Annotated in this window: 18 protein-coding genes; 4 read left to right on the plus strand and 14 right to left on the minus strand. The window is 52.1% G+C overall.

The genetic code is table 11. From position 1 onward, the window contains the following. Window positions 1-3: 3 nt before the first annotated feature. The 6 genes from H5P27_RS13250 to H5P27_RS13275 all read right to left on the minus strand — a co-directional run bounded on the left by H5P27_RS13250 (window position 4) and on the right by H5P27_RS13275 (window position 4,620). The gene (locus H5P27_RS13250; protein WP_185660879.1) at window positions 4-672 is read right to left on the minus strand and encodes a hypothetical protein; all 669 of its coding nucleotides are present in this window, start codon (window positions 670-672) and stop codon (window positions 4-6) included. A gap of 8 nt (window positions 673-680) precedes the next feature. Next, entirely contained in the window at window positions 681-1,082 is a 402-nt protein-coding gene (locus H5P27_RS13255; RefSeq protein ID WP_185660880.1) for an ExbD/TolR family protein, read from the minus strand. A 14-nt stretch (window positions 1,083-1,096) separates the two neighbouring features. Next, window positions 1,097-1,696 (minus strand): MotA/TolQ/ExbB proton channel family protein, encoded by a 600-nt coding sequence (locus tag H5P27_RS13260; RefSeq protein ID WP_185660881.1) that lies wholly within the window; start codon window positions 1,694-1,696, stop codon window positions 1,097-1,099. 27 nt (window positions 1,697-1,723) lie between these two features. Beyond that, window positions 1,724-3,112 carry a MotA/TolQ/ExbB proton channel family protein gene (locus H5P27_RS13265; protein ID WP_185660882.1) on the minus strand — a complete coding sequence of 463 codons (1,389 nt, stop codon included), beginning with the start codon at window positions 3,110-3,112 and terminating at the stop codon, window positions 1,724-1,726. A gap of 14 nt (window positions 3,113-3,126) precedes the next feature. Next, window positions 3,127-3,894, minus strand: coding sequence for a DUF3450 family protein (locus tag H5P27_RS13270; protein ID WP_185660883.1), 768 nt, complete (start codon window positions 3,892-3,894; stop codon window positions 3,127-3,129). 312 nt (window positions 3,895-4,206) lie between these two features. Beyond that, the gene (locus H5P27_RS13275; protein WP_185660884.1) at window positions 4,207-4,620 is read right to left on the minus strand and encodes an RNA recognition motif domain-containing protein; all 414 of its coding nucleotides are present in this window, start codon (window positions 4,618-4,620) and stop codon (window positions 4,207-4,209) included. Window positions 4,621-4,874: 254 nt separating this feature from the next. On the opposite strand from H5P27_RS13275, the gene H5P27_RS13280 reads away from it, so the two are divergent. Then, complete coding sequence (locus H5P27_RS13280; RefSeq protein WP_185660885.1) at window positions 4,875-5,840, plus strand: calcium/sodium antiporter; 966 nt, start codon at window positions 4,875-4,877, stop codon at window positions 5,838-5,840. A 48-nt stretch (window positions 5,841-5,888) separates the two neighbouring features. Here the strand turns inward: H5P27_RS13280 and panD are convergent, their stop codons facing one another. Genes panD through panB form a run of 4 tightly spaced genes read right to left on the minus strand, consistent with a single transcriptional unit; the run spans window position 5,889 to window position 8,655 of the window. After that, entirely contained in the window at window positions 5,889-6,260 is a 372-nt protein-coding gene (gene panD / locus H5P27_RS13285) for an aspartate 1-decarboxylase (protein ID WP_185660886.1), read from the minus strand. A gap of 13 nt (window positions 6,261-6,273) precedes the next feature. After that, the gene (locus tag H5P27_RS13290; RefSeq protein WP_185660887.1) at window positions 6,274-7,071 is read right to left on the minus strand and encodes a type III pantothenate kinase; all 798 of its coding nucleotides are present in this window, start codon (window positions 7,069-7,071) and stop codon (window positions 6,274-6,276) included. Window positions 7,072-7,074: 3 nt separating this feature from the next. Further along, a complete protein-coding gene (gene panC, locus H5P27_RS13295) occupies window positions 7,075-7,839 on the minus strand; it encodes a pantoate--beta-alanine ligase (protein WP_185660888.1) in 765 nt (254 codons plus the stop codon). Window positions 7,840-7,842: 3 nt separating this feature from the next. Next, complete coding sequence (gene panB, locus H5P27_RS13300; protein ID WP_185660889.1) at window positions 7,843-8,655, minus strand: 3-methyl-2-oxobutanoate hydroxymethyltransferase; 813 nt, start codon at window positions 8,653-8,655, stop codon at window positions 7,843-7,845. A 222-nt stretch (window positions 8,656-8,877) separates the two neighbouring features. Between panB and H5P27_RS13305 the strand changes: the two genes are divergently transcribed. Then, on the plus strand, window positions 8,878-10,170 hold the full coding sequence (locus tag H5P27_RS13305) for a UDP-N-acetylglucosamine 1-carboxyvinyltransferase (RefSeq protein WP_185660890.1): 1,293 nt from the start codon (window positions 8,878-8,880) through the stop codon (window positions 10,168-10,170). Window positions 10,171-10,183: 13 nt separating this feature from the next. Here the strand turns inward: H5P27_RS13305 and H5P27_RS13310 are convergent, their stop codons facing one another. The 3 genes from H5P27_RS13310 to H5P27_RS13320 form a co-directional block, all read right to left on the minus strand. Then, window positions 10,184-10,936, minus strand: a complete 753-nt coding sequence (locus H5P27_RS13310) for a type 1 glutamine amidotransferase (RefSeq protein ID WP_185660891.1) — start codon at window positions 10,934-10,936, stop codon at window positions 10,184-10,186. Window positions 10,937-11,083: 147 nt separating this feature from the next. Beyond that, the gene (locus H5P27_RS13315) at window positions 11,084-11,674 is read right to left on the minus strand and encodes a hypothetical protein (RefSeq protein WP_185660892.1); all 591 of its coding nucleotides are present in this window, start codon (window positions 11,672-11,674) and stop codon (window positions 11,084-11,086) included. 14 nt (window positions 11,675-11,688) lie between these two features. Continuing rightward, window positions 11,689-12,222, minus strand: a complete 534-nt coding sequence (locus H5P27_RS13320) for an RNA polymerase sigma factor (RefSeq protein WP_221774707.1) — start codon at window positions 12,220-12,222, stop codon at window positions 11,689-11,691. Window positions 12,223-12,433: 211 nt separating this feature from the next. On the opposite strand from H5P27_RS13320, the gene H5P27_RS13325 reads away from it, so the two are divergent. Beyond that, window positions 12,434-13,276 (plus strand): HDOD domain-containing protein, encoded by an 843-nt coding sequence (locus H5P27_RS13325; RefSeq protein ID WP_185660893.1) that lies wholly within the window; start codon window positions 12,434-12,436, stop codon window positions 13,274-13,276. Between the two features lies 1 nt (window position 13,277). Beyond that, on the plus strand, window positions 13,278-14,408 hold the full coding sequence (locus tag H5P27_RS13330; protein WP_185660894.1) for a hybrid sensor histidine kinase/response regulator: 1,131 nt from the start codon (window positions 13,278-13,280) through the stop codon (window positions 14,406-14,408). Window positions 14,409-14,437: 29 nt separating this feature from the next. Here the strand turns inward: H5P27_RS13330 and gmk are convergent, their stop codons facing one another. Next, complete coding sequence (gene gmk, locus H5P27_RS13335; RefSeq protein WP_185660895.1) at window positions 14,438-15,052, minus strand: guanylate kinase; 615 nt, start codon at window positions 15,050-15,052, stop codon at window positions 14,438-14,440.

Genomic DNA, 15,052 nt, shown 5'->3' on the forward strand with positions numbered 1-15,052 from the left:
AATTTACTGTGGTTCAAAAGTGAGCGGAAATGTGAATCGCGACCGCACCGCGCGTCCGTCCTTTTTCGGAATCGTGAAACGAAAGGACTCAAAATACTCGATCATCTCCTTTTCGGCGATAGGGTTAGTCAACCGGCGGAAATTCTGAAAAAGAACCCGTCCATTCTCATCGATGATTATTAACGCGTGAGCGACCACAGGCTCTTTAACCCGACCGACGGCATGCCGTGGCCAAGACCAAGTGGGTTCGCGTAGCGGACGAGGCTTTTCATCAAGCTCGGCAACACTGAAGGTCTGAATTTCCTCCAAAGCATTGGTATCCACATCGAAGCCGCCCATGCCAAACGCGGCTCCAAGGGCGTTGCCCGTTCCTGGGTTCATGGCTAGTTGCAGTTGGCTTAGGCTCAAGGGTTTTGGCTGACTCTGTAGTTCGGGCGAAGGTTGCTCCACTTTCTCTTCCGGCGGAGGTGGCGGCTCCGGAGGTGGAGGTGGCGGAGGTGGCAAAGCCACGTCGACCGTGCGTACAGTACGCCGCTCTTTTACTGACAATAGATGCTGGGTAAAAGGCAGCACGAAGACGAGGATGGCCACCAGCAATACGGCATAGACGAAAATGCGAGCAAACCTAGCCGGACCGCGTTTGATTCCTACAGACTGATAGGGCTCACTCATGGCTACCCTTAATCCTCAGTAGATAGGCTTACCGAGATAGCCCCAGCAAGCTTCGCTTCGTCAATCACTCGCACAAGCGTATCCGTAATCGACTGACGATCCGCCTGGATAATGACAGGCATTTTTTCTTTTTGGTAAAGCCGTCGAATGATGGGGCGTACGCCACTTATCCCGACTTCCTTACCACCGTAGACCACATTTCCATTTTCGGTGATAGCGATCAATATGCTGTTCTTTTCCAAGTCGGAAGCGGAAGCAGCTTGTGGCTTGTTGACCTCCACCCCTGTCTCTTCGACAAAAACCGTAGTAACGATGAAGAAAATCAGCAAAATAAAGACCATGTCTATCAGAGGGGACATGTTTATCTCCTCCGTGCTCTTCTTCTCTGCGAACATCTTTCTGTTCTTCATTTCAAAAACCTTTCTTATTTAAATTTCTTGGCCCCACGTGCCACACAGGCCTCGATTCTCGTCAGCAACGTATCCAGATCGTTCTGACGTTTTTCGATAAGCATCATCAAAATGTAGCCGGGGATCGCTATAACCAGTCCCAGCTGAGTCGTGATCAAGGCTTCGGAGATGCCATCTGCGACCATGTTAACCGTTTGCCCTCCGGAACTAATGGCGAGTCCCTTGAATGTGCTCAACATACCGATAACGGTGCCTAACAATCCAGTGAGAGGTGCCGCGCTTACAAATACGGCTAGCATCACTCGGCGACGATCGATTCGGGACAAATGCTCATTTCTGATTTCGCTGAAGCGATTCAAGACATCTCTTTGATCAGGCAGAGCCGCCTTGCCGTATTCGATCATGCTACGAATTTCTCCGCTGGCATGGTCCGGCGTTTCGACCCAATCCTCGATAGTCTTATCGCTGGCTGACTTCCCTCTCAATTCATTGAGGTACACGATGATCTCCATGCCAGTGAAGAAAATGAGCAACGCTAGGCCAACGAGCGGATACATAAGCGTACCGCCCGCGTTCCAAATCGGCATAAAACTGTTCTGGAAAAAGTCCGACATATTTCGATCCCTCCCTCGATTAACGAACTATTTCCGACCAGGTAGTCCGTTAACAAATACAACGGAAAGCTTCTCCATATTGGCCATGATGGACTGAGCCTTTCGGTTTAGCATAGCGTGAGCTACCAGTGATGGGATCGCTACCACGAGGCCGAGCTCCGTCGTAATAAGCGCTTCGGAAATGCCACCGGAAAGGGAGCTGGCATCGCCAGTTCCAAAAAGGGTGATCATCTTGAAAGTGTTAATCATACCCGTAACCGTTCCGAGTAGGCCGAGAAGCGGAGCTACCGCCGCAGTCACAGCGATTACGGAAAGGAAGCGTTCTACCTTCGGCTGGGCTTCCAGCATCTTCTCGTACATGACCTCCTCGACGAGTTCCTTGTCTTGGTCGCTACATTTAACCGCCTCTTCAATCATAGGCCCGAATTCCCACGGAAGTGAGCGAGCCTCTTCCAGAGCGTCATCTTGCTGACCCGCACGAACCTTGCGTACGATCGACCCCAGATTCGCAGCGCTCGGCTGCTTGATGCTGTAGATCGCGAACATCTTGTATACCGCGAGCAGAGCGGCCATGAGGGCGAAGATAATGATAGGCCAAACCCATAGGCCCCCTTTGAGCACGTGTTCAGCAACACTCTCCTTCGATCCCTCGATAGCTAAAGCCGCACCCAAAGTCACATCCAGGTCCATCGTGCCTTCCAAAGAATTTGCCAGCTCGTGGACTTCTCCTGCAAATTCGGGAGTAAGGGCGGTCGCGTTGGGAATCGCCGTCTGATGAGTTTCTATAATACCAGCCTGATCTCCTGAATCACTGCTGAAAACGCTAACTGGCCCGAGCTCTACGAACTTTCCGGTTCTCAAGTCACCCTTGTCATCAATCGCTTGTCCTTCGTAAACGACACCGCCTATGCGGTCTCGAATGCGATCGATCCCTAACTGCAAGGAGTCGAGTTGAGCTGTGAACTGATCTTTCTTGGATACATCCGCAGTTTCCAAAGCGCTCCGAACCAAGTCGATACGGCTCTCGTACTTTTGTTGCTCAGCAGAGGTCATTTGAGTCTGCACCTCCTGGAAGAACTGCCCCATCAAACCGCTGAGGTAATCATTCTCATCTTGAATCGCCTTCACTCGTCCTTCGAGCGCTTCCAATCCAATTGTCCTGCTATCTTGGGCACGCTGAGCACGCTGCAAAGTTGCCCCAAGGGCACGCGTCTGCTGCTTGAGTTCATTTATCCGACGGGAGAGCGGAACGCTCTCTTCTCTAATTTCCGTCCGGACCTCGCTCAATTTTGCGAGCGAAGCATTAAGGTCTTTCTGAGCCTCGCTATTGACTGAGGAAAGATCCGCTTGCGCAGAAACTAAGGCACAAGAAAAAGCCGCAGCCGAGAGGGCCAACCATCTATTTAAAGGCTTCATGTTCTATGATGTAGTTATTTAATTACGACAGGAAGCTTAACAAACTCAGCTTGCTTGCCCTTCTGGTACATCGATACCATTCCTAAAATCGCTTCTCCATACTCTGGAGCTTCCACCCACTTCCATCCTGACTCGGTGGGGTAGCCATAGCCTGCTCGCTCACCTGTGGAGTCTGTGTAGTAAGCGATCGCGAAACCGTAATAGAGCGTATTCACTTGCTTACTTTGACCACCTTGGAAATCCCTCGTCTCAGTCTCCAAGCTGATGACATTATCAAACTTGTTAGCTTGGCTCAAAATCCCCACGACATTGCGGAGGCGGATCGACAAGGACAGCTGAGTCGGCTCTCCCTTTTTCGGAAGCTGGCGAACTAACGGCTTGATGCTATCGACGTATGTTTCTGGCAAATACGGAAGGAGTTGGCGTATTTCCTCCTCAAGCGTTTCCAAATTCTCACGAATCACACTTGATGCCTCCTCTAGAGACTCCTTGCGACCGACTATTTCTTCACGACGCTTATCAGCTTCCGTAGCGGACTCCTTGCTAGCGTCTATTTTTTCAGTAAGACTCGCTTTCTCAGTCTCGAGCATTTGGGCGAGATCCTCCAGCACTGCTTTGTCGCGCTTCCAATCATTGGATTCCTTAGAGATAAGATTCTCAGTTTCCGCCCACTGTGTCACAGTAGCCTTGGTCTCTCTATAGAGACCGCCATCCGTCTCGCACATTCCATCTAGCGTGCCTAGAGACGCAGCCAAAATGCTCAAAATTAGTAGTCGTTTCATTTTTTGAATACAGTTGCTTTAAGATCACCTCCCGATTCGAACAAACGCCGAACCTCGCTTCGAGGCGCTGTGATCCTGCACGTAATGACCCAAGGTCAATTTCCGATCGCCATCGTAACGGGAACGTGACGCAGCTGCTGCAATCGTCAAAATGCAGTCACGAAACTGTAACATCCAATTTCCGACAACAGGCTAAAACAGCCACATTCCCCTAACTGGAACTGCAAAAACAAAAAACTCGCCTCTTAAGCGCACAAAAAAAGACCTGCCCCCCAAGGGACAGGTCTCCAAATTCTGAGTACGGATTTAGGCTTAGTAGCCGTCTTGGTAGCCACCGCCGCCACGACGATCTCCGCCGCCACGACGATCTCCACGATAGCCTCCACCTCCGCCGCGTGGACGGTCACCACCGCGGTAGCCGCCTCCGCCACGTGGACGATCTCCACCGCGGTAGCCGCCGCCTCCACCACGTGGTCCGCGAGGGGCGCGTGGGGTTGCTTCACGAACTGAAAGTTCGCGGCCATCTAGCTCTTGTCCGTTCAAGCCGGCAATTGCGGCTGCGCCTTCTTCGGCGTTATCCATTGTAATGAACCCGAATCCTCTCGAACGGCCAGTTTCGCGGTCCGTGATGATTTTGAGTTGAGAGACCGCTCCGAATTGTTCGAATGCGTCTTGCAGGTCTCCTTCTGATAGCCCGAAGGAGATGTTTCCTACGTATATTTCCATTTATCTGATTTTTTGAGCGTCGTATTGTGATAAGGCAGATTCAAACAGCGACGCTAGAACCGGAACATACCTCTAACCATCAAGAGATGGATTAACTAAACAAAATAGCACTCATCAGATTATCCGCAATTAAGCGAGCGGAAAAGAAGGGTCAGCAAAGCTGGGTTTAGCTTAATCAAAAACTGCCTAGAACCGCCTGGGGTATATAAAGAATCCTTGAACCAAGCCTCAGCTTTGCACACTCAACTGGGAAGATGCTAATTCCTATCATTGCCCTTATCCTTGGCCTAGTCGTCCTGATTTGGAGCGCCGACCGTTTCATAGATGGAGCTTCAGGCGTAGCCAGCCATCTCGGAATGCCACCTCTTTTGATCGGCATCGTGATAGTGGGCTTCGGAACCTCCGCTCCCGAACTCGTGGTTTCTGCACTGGCAGCGCTGCAACACAATCCCGGACTCGCCTTGGGAAATGCCTTCGGGTCCAACATCGCCAATATCGCCCTTATCCTAGCAACTACGACTGTCATCATTCCGATCACCGTGCAGTCGAGTATCTTACGCAAAGAGCTTCCTCTTCTTACCGGAGCAACGCTTCTCTCTGCGATACTGATTTGGGACTTAGAAATTTCCTTCGTCGATGGCCTGATAATGCTCGTCGCGCTCGTCGGCGTCATGACTTGGACAACTCTGGAGAGCATGAAAAACGAGGGAGATGCCCTTGCCGAAGAATTTACTGAGGAGTTAAACGAGAAGAAAACCTCCCTGGGCCTATCCATATTTTGGCTGGTCTTTGGACTCGCCGCCCTAGTGGGAAGTTCGAAATCCATGGTCTGGGGCGCCACAGAAATCGCCCTCAGCTTGGGAGTTAGCGAATTCGTGATCGGCTTAACAATAGTAGCTGTCGGCACTTCATTGCCGGAACTTGCCTCCTCGATTACGGCAGCAAAAAAAGGCGAGCACGATATCGTGGTCGGCAACATAATTGGCTCCAACCTTTTCAATACCCTTGCCGTTGTGGGCTTGGCAGCGGTTATCCGTCCCTTTAATCCCGAGGCCAACATCCTGAGCAGAGACTTGCCGGTCACAGCCGGCCTCACTCTGGCCCTTTTCTTTGTCTGTTACCGACGTGGGGGAGCAGGAAAAATTACCCGCCTCGAAGGTAGTTTACTGCTATTATCCTACCTCGGCTACTACGCCTGGATCTTCCTTTCGGAGCGTTAGGCCCAAAGAAATAGAGTCGATGCCCTTCAGCCAAACGACGTATGTCGACTAGGGCCGGCGTACGGGCGGCTCGTTGACGTGCTTGATGGAATTGTCGGCGTTGACCATGACGAGCTTCGGCTTGAACGCATCAATATCCGCATCGTCCACTTCCTGGAAACTGGCAATGATCACCTTGTCACCTCGATGCACCAAGCGGGCCGCAGCGCCATTGAGGCAAATCTCGCCTGGCTTGCCCCAAATCACGTAAGTCGTGAGGCGGCTGCCATTATCGATATCATAAACATCGACCTTTTCGAACTCGACCAAATCTGCCGCTTTGCAGAGCGCTGGATCGATGCTTATCGAGCCTTCATAGTTCAGATCCGCATCCGTAACCGTAGCACGGTGGATCTTCGACTTTAACATATGTCGCTTCATAACAATTAATTCTTTAATTCTCCACTTGAGCAGGAGCCTTCTCGATCGGATTCCACGCCAACATGGCGTTGACGCCACGTAGCACTAGATCCGGTACAATTTCGTCAAATAAACCAGCGTCACGGTAGAGCTGGGAAAAACCACCCGTCGCAATCACTAGGGTTGCTTCATCGCCAAAGGCTTCCTGACGGATGCGATCCACAAGATTGCGAATCATGCCCAGATAACCGAAATACAAGCCGCTCTGGATCGCCTCGATGGTAGAGCGGCCCAGAGCGCGCTTCGGAGCGTTGATTTCCACAAAAGGCAATTTGGCCGTATTGGAGCCAAGCGCTTCCATAGCAAGGCCGAGTCCGGCGCAAATAGATCCACCAAGGTACTCTCGTTGGGAAGATACCGCATCAAGCGTTATCGCTGTTCCAAAATCGACCACCACCGCGTTTTGGCCGGAAAACATTTCCGAAACAGCGACCGCATTGGCAATGCGGTCCGCACCGACTTCCAGAGGATTGCGGGTTTTGATCTTGAGCTTGGTTTTAACGCCTGCCTCAAGAAATAGCGGCTCGAGATCGAAATAGATGCGGCACGCGTTGCGCAGAGAATAAAGCTCGTCTGGCACCACACAGCTAATTCCGATACGCTCTACGAGAGAGGGATCCAGACCATGCTCTCTCAAGACCGAGACGAGGAACAAACCGATCTCGTCACGGGAGGATCGGGAGCTTTCCTTGCGGAATTGAGTAACAAAGCGGTCGCCATCATAGACAGCCCCGTGCATCTGCGAATTACCAACGTCTATACAGAGGTTCATAGCTTACGAGCGTTCAACATTGTCGATGAGACGGACTCCTTCGAGAACGACTGCACCGAGACGACGGCCTGGCCGATCCGCTACATACTCAGGATCGAACCCAGCGACACGAAGCGCTTCCATTGCCGCATCCTCGCTCTGGGCCGTATTCAGAATTTGGTTAAACAAAGCTGCCTTCTCGAAACCATCTGCGGACAGCCTTCGGTTTCTTGAGCTCATGGCCAAGCCGCTTTTCTCACGGATCGTAGGACAAGGAACGATTTCCACAGGGAGAAAGAACGCTTCAACTAAGCCCTTCACTAATTGTAGCTGCTGCCAATCCTTCTCTCCGAAGTAGGCGCGCCGAGCATTTCCCACCATCAGAAGTTTCATGACCACCGTCAGCACTCCGTCGAAATGCCCCGGCCGATGCTCCCCTTCCAGCTCAGTGGAAAGGACCGATTCGCTTATCTTGTAGCGATAATCGTCTGGATACATCTCTTCGTAGCTTGGGGCAAAGACGGCATGCGCCCCTAATTCGCTAAGGGCCTGTAAGTCTTCTTCGAATACAGCCGGGTACTTATCGAAATCCTCCTGTTTATTAAACTGGGTTCGATTCAAGAAAACGCTTGTCGCAACATATTCATTTTCCTCGAGAGCGCGTTTGACCAAATCGAGATGGCCAGCATGCAAGCCACCCATAGTGGGTATGAAGCCGAGACTGGCGCTTCCAACCGTCTCCTCCCGCCACTCGCGGTAAGCAGCGACCGTTTGCAATACCTTGGTCATCTCCTAGCCCTCCAACTTCGCCAAGCGGGAAGTGTATTCGCCCGTGGCTGGGAAAGCGGCGCTTTGCACATCCGCACAATAACGATCAACCGCCGAAGCGATTCGTTCGCTCAAATTGTCGTACTTCCGAGCAAAACGGGGCTGAAATTGGGCATCCATACCCAGCAAATCATTTACCACCAAAACCTGCCCAGAGACCTCTGGACCACACCCGATGCCGATGGTAGGGATCGAAACAGAACGAGTCACCTCCTCCGCAACATCGCCAGGGATGCACTCTAAAACGACAGAAAAGCAACCAGCTTGCTCCAGCATGCGAGCGTCTTCTACCAAGGCTTTCGCGGCCGAGCTGCTCTTCCCCTGCATCTTGAATCCTCCAAATTCGTTCACAGACTGAGGAGTCAAACCGAGGTGTCCCATCACTGGCACTCCGCTATCCACGATATGCTCGACGAGCTGAACGTTTCCCTTGCGGCGTTCGAGCTTAACGGCATTGGCACCCGCTTTCATCAGCTGATCTACTGCATCCATGGCATGGTCGATGCCTTTGCGATTGGAGAGAAATGGCAAGTCGGCGACAATTACTTTGTCGGGAGCGCCTCTGCGTACGGCGGCCGTATGGGCGGCTATCATCTCAACCGTCGCGTGAACGGTGCTGTCGAAACCGTGCACCACCATAGCGCAGGAATCGCCTATCAAAATCGAATCAACACTGGTGGCGTTGAGGATTTTCGCAGTCGCGGCGTCATAACAAGTCACCATTGTAATGGGCTTGCCGGCCGCCTTCCATTTTTGGAAGTCAGGTATGTTTTTCATGTTTCGGGTGCCTGTCGCGATGGATCAGGATCCTATGTTGAAGATTGTGTGGTGGTCTTGGTGCTCGGGTCGCTGGAACGGACGTTCTCAACGCTCGAGACCGCACTACAAAATGAAACTGACGAAGTTTTCAATTCAAATTCCGTCGTTTGACTTTCCTCTAGCACCTTTCCGGTTGAAAATCTAAAGAGGCCCCGCGAAGCTGCCCACGACTCATCCCACATGGCAAACCTCATAGTACACGGCGGCAAACCCTTATCTGGAACGATCACCCCATCGGGTAATAAAAACGCGGTCCTACCCATTCTGTGCGCGACTCTGCTAACCGATGAACCGGTCACCCTGCGGAACGTGCCAGCGATCACCGATATCGAGAAATTGGTCGGATTCTTCCGGGAATTGGGCTCGCTCATCGACTGGGATCGCGAAGCGAAGACCATGCGGCTCGACCATTCGGACTTGGGTTCAGACTTCGATCCTCAAACCTTGCCCCAAGGCATGCGGTCAGCCGTTCTGCTCTTTGCTCCTCTGCTGCAGCGGTTTAAGGAGATCCATCTCGACTCCAACCCCAAGGGCTGCGCCCTCGGTATTCGCGAACTGGATCCTCACCTCGAAATCCTCACCTGCCTGGGAGCCAAAGTTGACCACAATGGCGAACTGAAGCTGAGCATCGAAGATACCTTCAAGTCAGCCTCACATTGGGCAGACTACATGTCGGTAACCACTACCGAAACTTTCGTCATGGCCGCGGCAACTGGGAGCGGAGTTTCCACGCTAACCAACGCCGCCAGCGAGCCCCACGTGCAGGATCTCTGTCGTTTTCTGCAGAGTATGGGGGCGAAAATCGATGGGATCGGGACCAGCGTCATCACAGTCACCGGAGTAGAAAAACTTCAAGGAACCGACGCGACCATCTCCTCCGACCACCACGAGGTGGCCACTTTCCTCGCTCTCGGAGCAATCACGGGAGGGCATGTCAAAATCAGCGACTCCGTTCCGCAGCATTTCGACCTGATCAACCGCAGTTTCGCGAAACTTGGAGTAAACATAAGCTACGAAGGGGACATAGCGGTGTGCGAGGCCAACCAAAGCCTCAAAGTTCAACAACCTTTCACCTCTAATCTACTGCCAAAAATCGAAGCCGCACCATGGCCGTATTTCCCGGTGGATCTCCTCCCCCCCATGGTTGCCCTCGCCACTAAAGCTGATGGGGTAATGCACTTCTGGAACAAGGTCTACGAAGGGGGTTTCGCTTGGCTTCCCGAATTGGTGAAATTTGGAGCTCACGCCGTGGTGAGTGACCCACATCGAATCATCGTTTTTGGCCAAAGACCGATGAGACCGGCCATCGTAGAGGCTCCTTACATCATCCGAGCCGCCGTAGCGCTATACATGACCGCCGCAAGTATCGAGGGGCGAAGCATTGTGAAGAACGCTGACCCAATCCGACGAGCACACCCGCAATTCGCGGAAAATCTCCGCAAACTCGGAGCGGAAATCGAATGGGACGGCTAAGAATAGAGCCACACTAAGCCACTACCCGTGAGCTCAAGCTGGATCTAACCCTTTCGGCGAAGGTTCGCAAGATTGAGTCTTTTCGCTCACACTGACAGCTCTCGATCAATGTCCAATACTCTTCGGGCACGTGGTCGATCAATCCCTTCTGTTGGAACGCTTTCCAGAGGAATCTCAGGTCTCCACCGTTCATCTCTGGGTGAAATTGCACGCCCGTAAGAAGCCCTTGATAAGAGAAAGCCTGCACCGGCGTGTGGGTGGTCGAAGCGAGAATTTCACTGCCAGGCGGCACTGTGAAAACAGCGTCGCTGTGAGTTTCTATGGAACGAAAAGAGTCACCGCCTAAGCCCTCTAGCAACGGATTGCTCCGGCCGGCTTTTGTGAGGCGGATACTGGGTGCTCCGAGCTCGATTCCACTCGGATGCTTCCCCACTCTGGCGCCAAGCGCTCTTCCCAGCAATTGAGCGCCATAACAGATGCCCAAGAATGGGATCTTGTTGTTTTTGCAAATCGCAATCAGGTCGAGCAGCTGGTCATTGAAAACAGTGTCTTCCCAAGCGGAAGCCTCCGAACCACCCAAAATGACTCCGTTCGCCTTCGATGCGCGACGGCAAAGCTCTGGATCTCGGGCAGTCGTGTACTCGCAAACCAAGTTTTCGGTCTCTCGGAGACAGGCCTCGAAACACGACTTGGAACTCCAAAGCGTATCGCCATCTTCACTTTTGAGAGTAAGATCAAGCGGGTCGACTATCAGGAGCTTTGGCATTTTGGTGGAGAAGATTAGGCGAGAAAGAGCCCGCCAGTTCGAGTTGGAAAGCCTCCACTAGGCACAACAAAAATGGAATTGCGAATTGAGCGGCCAGTAATCGTCCGCTTTCACAGACTTTTGAAGTCCCAACCACTCTCGGCCAGATCACTCGACAAGAGCGAAAAGCCGGTCGCTATCTTCCCACAAAGTCACGTCGTTGGCCGCTAGGTGAACTTCGCGGTCCGAAGACTTGAGCTCCTTGAGCGGCCCATTGAGGGATGCCACGTACAACGAGCAGAGTGCACCTGTGGCACGGTTGCGGACACGCATGTGAACACCTTGCTGCCCCTCTAGGAAACAGTAACGAGCTCCCACAACCTCGTAAGCAGAGAGTAGACCATGCTTCACATGCGGCGTAACCGAGAAGGCCAAATCCTTCAGCCCGTTTTGCACACCGTCAAAGCTACTCGTTTCCACATCGAATGGGTTTGCCCCATTATGCCGCATCACGATCTCGCCCGCGACTTTTTGAGCAAACTGAGAGACATCGTAACGTCTGCCTATTTCGAAAGACGCAAGCATCACAAATACTGCTGCCGCTGCCACCGGCATCCATGGGCGCCACCAAGGCCGATCGTGGACTTCCTTCTCTTTCTTACCTTGGGCGAGAATAGAATCGACTGACGCAGCCGAGAGACATTCCGAGAGGAAACAATCGCGAATACACTGATCCAACTGTTCGTCGTTAGTACTCATCGCTTAACAAAGACCTACTTTTTAGCGTCACGAAACTCTCCACCAAACGCTTTGGCCAACTTCTGGCGGGCACGGTGGATGTGACTGAGAATGGTGCCCCTTGGCGCACCCGTCTGTTCTGATATTTCCGTCGCGGTAAACCCTTCCACTACATTTAGATAAATAGCCTCTCTCTCCTCAGGGCGAAGATTCTTCAAAACGATTTCCATATCCATGGAGACCCCATTACTCTCGCCTTTACCTGGCTCCGGAGATTTTTCGAGCGGCTCAAATTGTACAATCTTGTCGCGGCGCTTAATGTCGTAGAACAAATTTCGAATCGTTCTGAAAAGAACTGGAGTACCCTCGACTCTCCCATAGGCCCTCTGGAGCTTGAGCCACGCCTGCTGGACAAGGTCCTCAGCATCTTGGTGGTGGCGTGCGATAGACAGAGCATAGCGGTATCCCGCCTGCACTAGCTCGTTCTCTGTCAGTGAATTACGAGCGGTGTTGGAATTACTCATCGTGACGTTGGATGTGTCGGAAAAACTGGCAAGTTGGGCACTCATGATGGAACAATGTTCTTTCGGTTGTCGAGCGACTAGTTTAGTGAATGACGCCTACAAAGCCCGCCGCCCCGCCAATGAAACGCCTATTTCATGCGGCTGATTGCCAAAAAACGTGCAGCCAACTGCAGCTTAATCCTGAAAATCCAGTTTTTCTCCTCATTGGATCTAGAAGCTTTGAACGGCGCCGATAGAATACCTTTCCCACATTCACATGGCAACCACACCAGACGAAGCCAGTTTTGAAGAAACCATCAAAAGCGTCGGAGATCTCCACGGCAACATGGCCGTGCTCTCTAAACTAGACGCTATCTTGAAGGATCTGAATACTGACATCTCGGAACCTGAAAAATTGATTCAGTCGGACGGGGCGATTTCGGGTACCATCGTACAACTAGCCAATAGTCCGCTCTACGGCTTTAACGATAAAAGCGAAAACATTGCCACAGCTCTCCAGAAGGTTGGCTACAACCAAGCTCTTAAACTCGTAGGTCTTGCGCTTTCCAAACAGGTTTTCATGAAGGACCTAGAGTCCTACGGTATCTCAGCGGACGCGTACTGGCGCTACAGCTACTTTACCGCGATCTTCATGGAGCGGCAGGCCAAAAACCTGGGGATGGATAGCGATGCGGCTTACCTCCTAGGATTGCTACACAGCATTGGCCGTGTCGTAGTCGACCAGATTCTGCATACCAGGCAGGTCGAAGTATTCTGGGATCGGTTTATTCCCGAGGTAGAATGGGAGCTTATGATGATCGGTTTCACCAACCAGAAGGCGGGGGCGATTCTGCTTAAACTTTGGGACTTTCCGCCCGAGCTGGTGGATCGGGTAGAAAAACAAGATAGCGGCTCGAAAGACTTTCAGATCATGCTACTCGACTATGGTCGAAAACTCGCGGTCCACTTGGTCGACCCACCAAGACTGAGAGCTCTCTGTCGGGATGGAGCCCACTCCGTACGTGACAAACTGCGGATGAGCACAACCGAAATGATCAAAGAAGTAAGCGAAATCGAGGCTTACGTCGAAGAGGTGTATTCAAGCCTGAAGGACTGCTAAGATGAGCGAGAAAGTACAAAACAAAGGCGTATTTAAGATCTTCATACTGGATGATAGCGCATCCACTCGGAACATTGCGAAGTATAGCCTCGAAGAGCATCTACCCTGTTCCGTATTTCTATTCTCCCAAGTGGGAGAGCTCGAGTCCAAGGTCGCTGAGCTCGTACCTGACCTGATCTTGCTTGAGGACAACGACAATAGCGACGCCGGCGTTTCAACCTGCGAAAAGCTGAAGAGTGCCAAGATCACTAAGCATGTACCTGTCTTCTTCTTGTCGGGGAAAAAAGATCCCACCCAGCGCGTAGCCGCGTTAAAAGCGGGAGGTGTCGACTTTCTCATCAAGCCATTCTACCCAGAGGAACTTGTAACCAGAATTAGGATGCACATCCTGATGCATCGCTTGCGCTTAGAAAATGCCGCTCAAATCGCAGAGCAGAAGGCCCTTCTTCGCGTGCTCTGCCACGATTTGGTCAACCCAATCTTCGCAGCTCACAGCCTCCTCGACCTCAAGCTCAGCTTGAATAAACCGGTTACGAGGGAGGTTCTGGAAAGCGTGGTAAGCTGCTGCCAAAGCGCGTTGGATATCGTGACTCACGTTCGCGAAGAGCACACGCTCGTCAAAACCAACAAACAATTCAAATCAGAAACGGTCCAGCTCCAAGACGCTTTCGACGAATCCCGACGTATTCTCGGGGAACGAATCAAAGACAAAAACCTCGAACTTATCACCGAATGCGATCCAGAGCTATCGGTGAATATCAAGCGCGTCGTATTGGTTCACAACATACTCAACAATCTGCTGACCAATGCCATCAAGTTCTCCAACGCAGGAAACAAGATCGAAATGACGGCCCAACGGCTACCCGGATCTGAAGACAGCTTCTGCGTCGTGAAAGTGCGCGACTACGGGATCGGCATGCCTCCGGAGATTCTCAAAAACGTCTTCCGCGACTCGAGCAAAACCTCACGGCAGGGAACTTCCAACGAGGCAGGCACCGGGTTCGGCATGCCCTTGGTCAAACGCTACGTGGAGAAGAGCGGCGGAGCCATCAAGATATCCTCCACCGAATCTGGCGAGGGTGTAAGTCCGGACGAACAGGGAACGACGGTTGAGCTGACTTTCCCTCTTTGAAGGCGGATGACACAGCGGCTGGTTAACCCCTAGCCCAGGCGCAACGAGCGGTGCTTTTCCGCCTTCCAGATTTCCAAAAGCGAAGTGTAGTCCTCATCTCGCGACTTGGTAACGATCACGTAATCGAACTCCGGCCATAGATCCACTTCGCGAGTCGCAGTCTGTACTCGACGCTCGATCTCCTCTTCGTCGTCCTGCCCTCGGGCACGGAGTCTTTCGCGAACTACTTCCAAGTCTGGCGGCAAAATAAAGATGGTCACCAATCGTTTGCAAAGATGCTTATCCTCTTCCGCTGCAGCGCGAATATTTTCCACGCCTTGTACATCCACATTCATGACAAGGTCGATATGCTGATCGAGCTTATCCTGTATCACGCTTTTCAATACTCCGTATCGATTGGCGTGCACTTTGGCCCACTCTAAAAATGCCCCCGTATTGATGGCGCGATCAAACTGATCATCGGTCAGAAAATGGTAGTCTACCCCGTCCTTCTCACCTTCACGGGGCTGCCGGGTTGTACAAGTAACTACGCGCTCGACGTGCCCCAACTCCTCCACCATCCGTTCGCATAGCGTGGTCTTTCCGCTGCCGGCAGGACCGGCAATTACCAAAAGAAGAGAGACGTCATCTTTGGGAAGGTTCAT

This window comes from Pelagicoccus albus (assembly GCF_014230145.1).
Lineage (GTDB): Bacteria > Verrucomicrobiota > Verrucomicrobiia > Opitutales > Opitutaceae > Pelagicoccus > Pelagicoccus albus.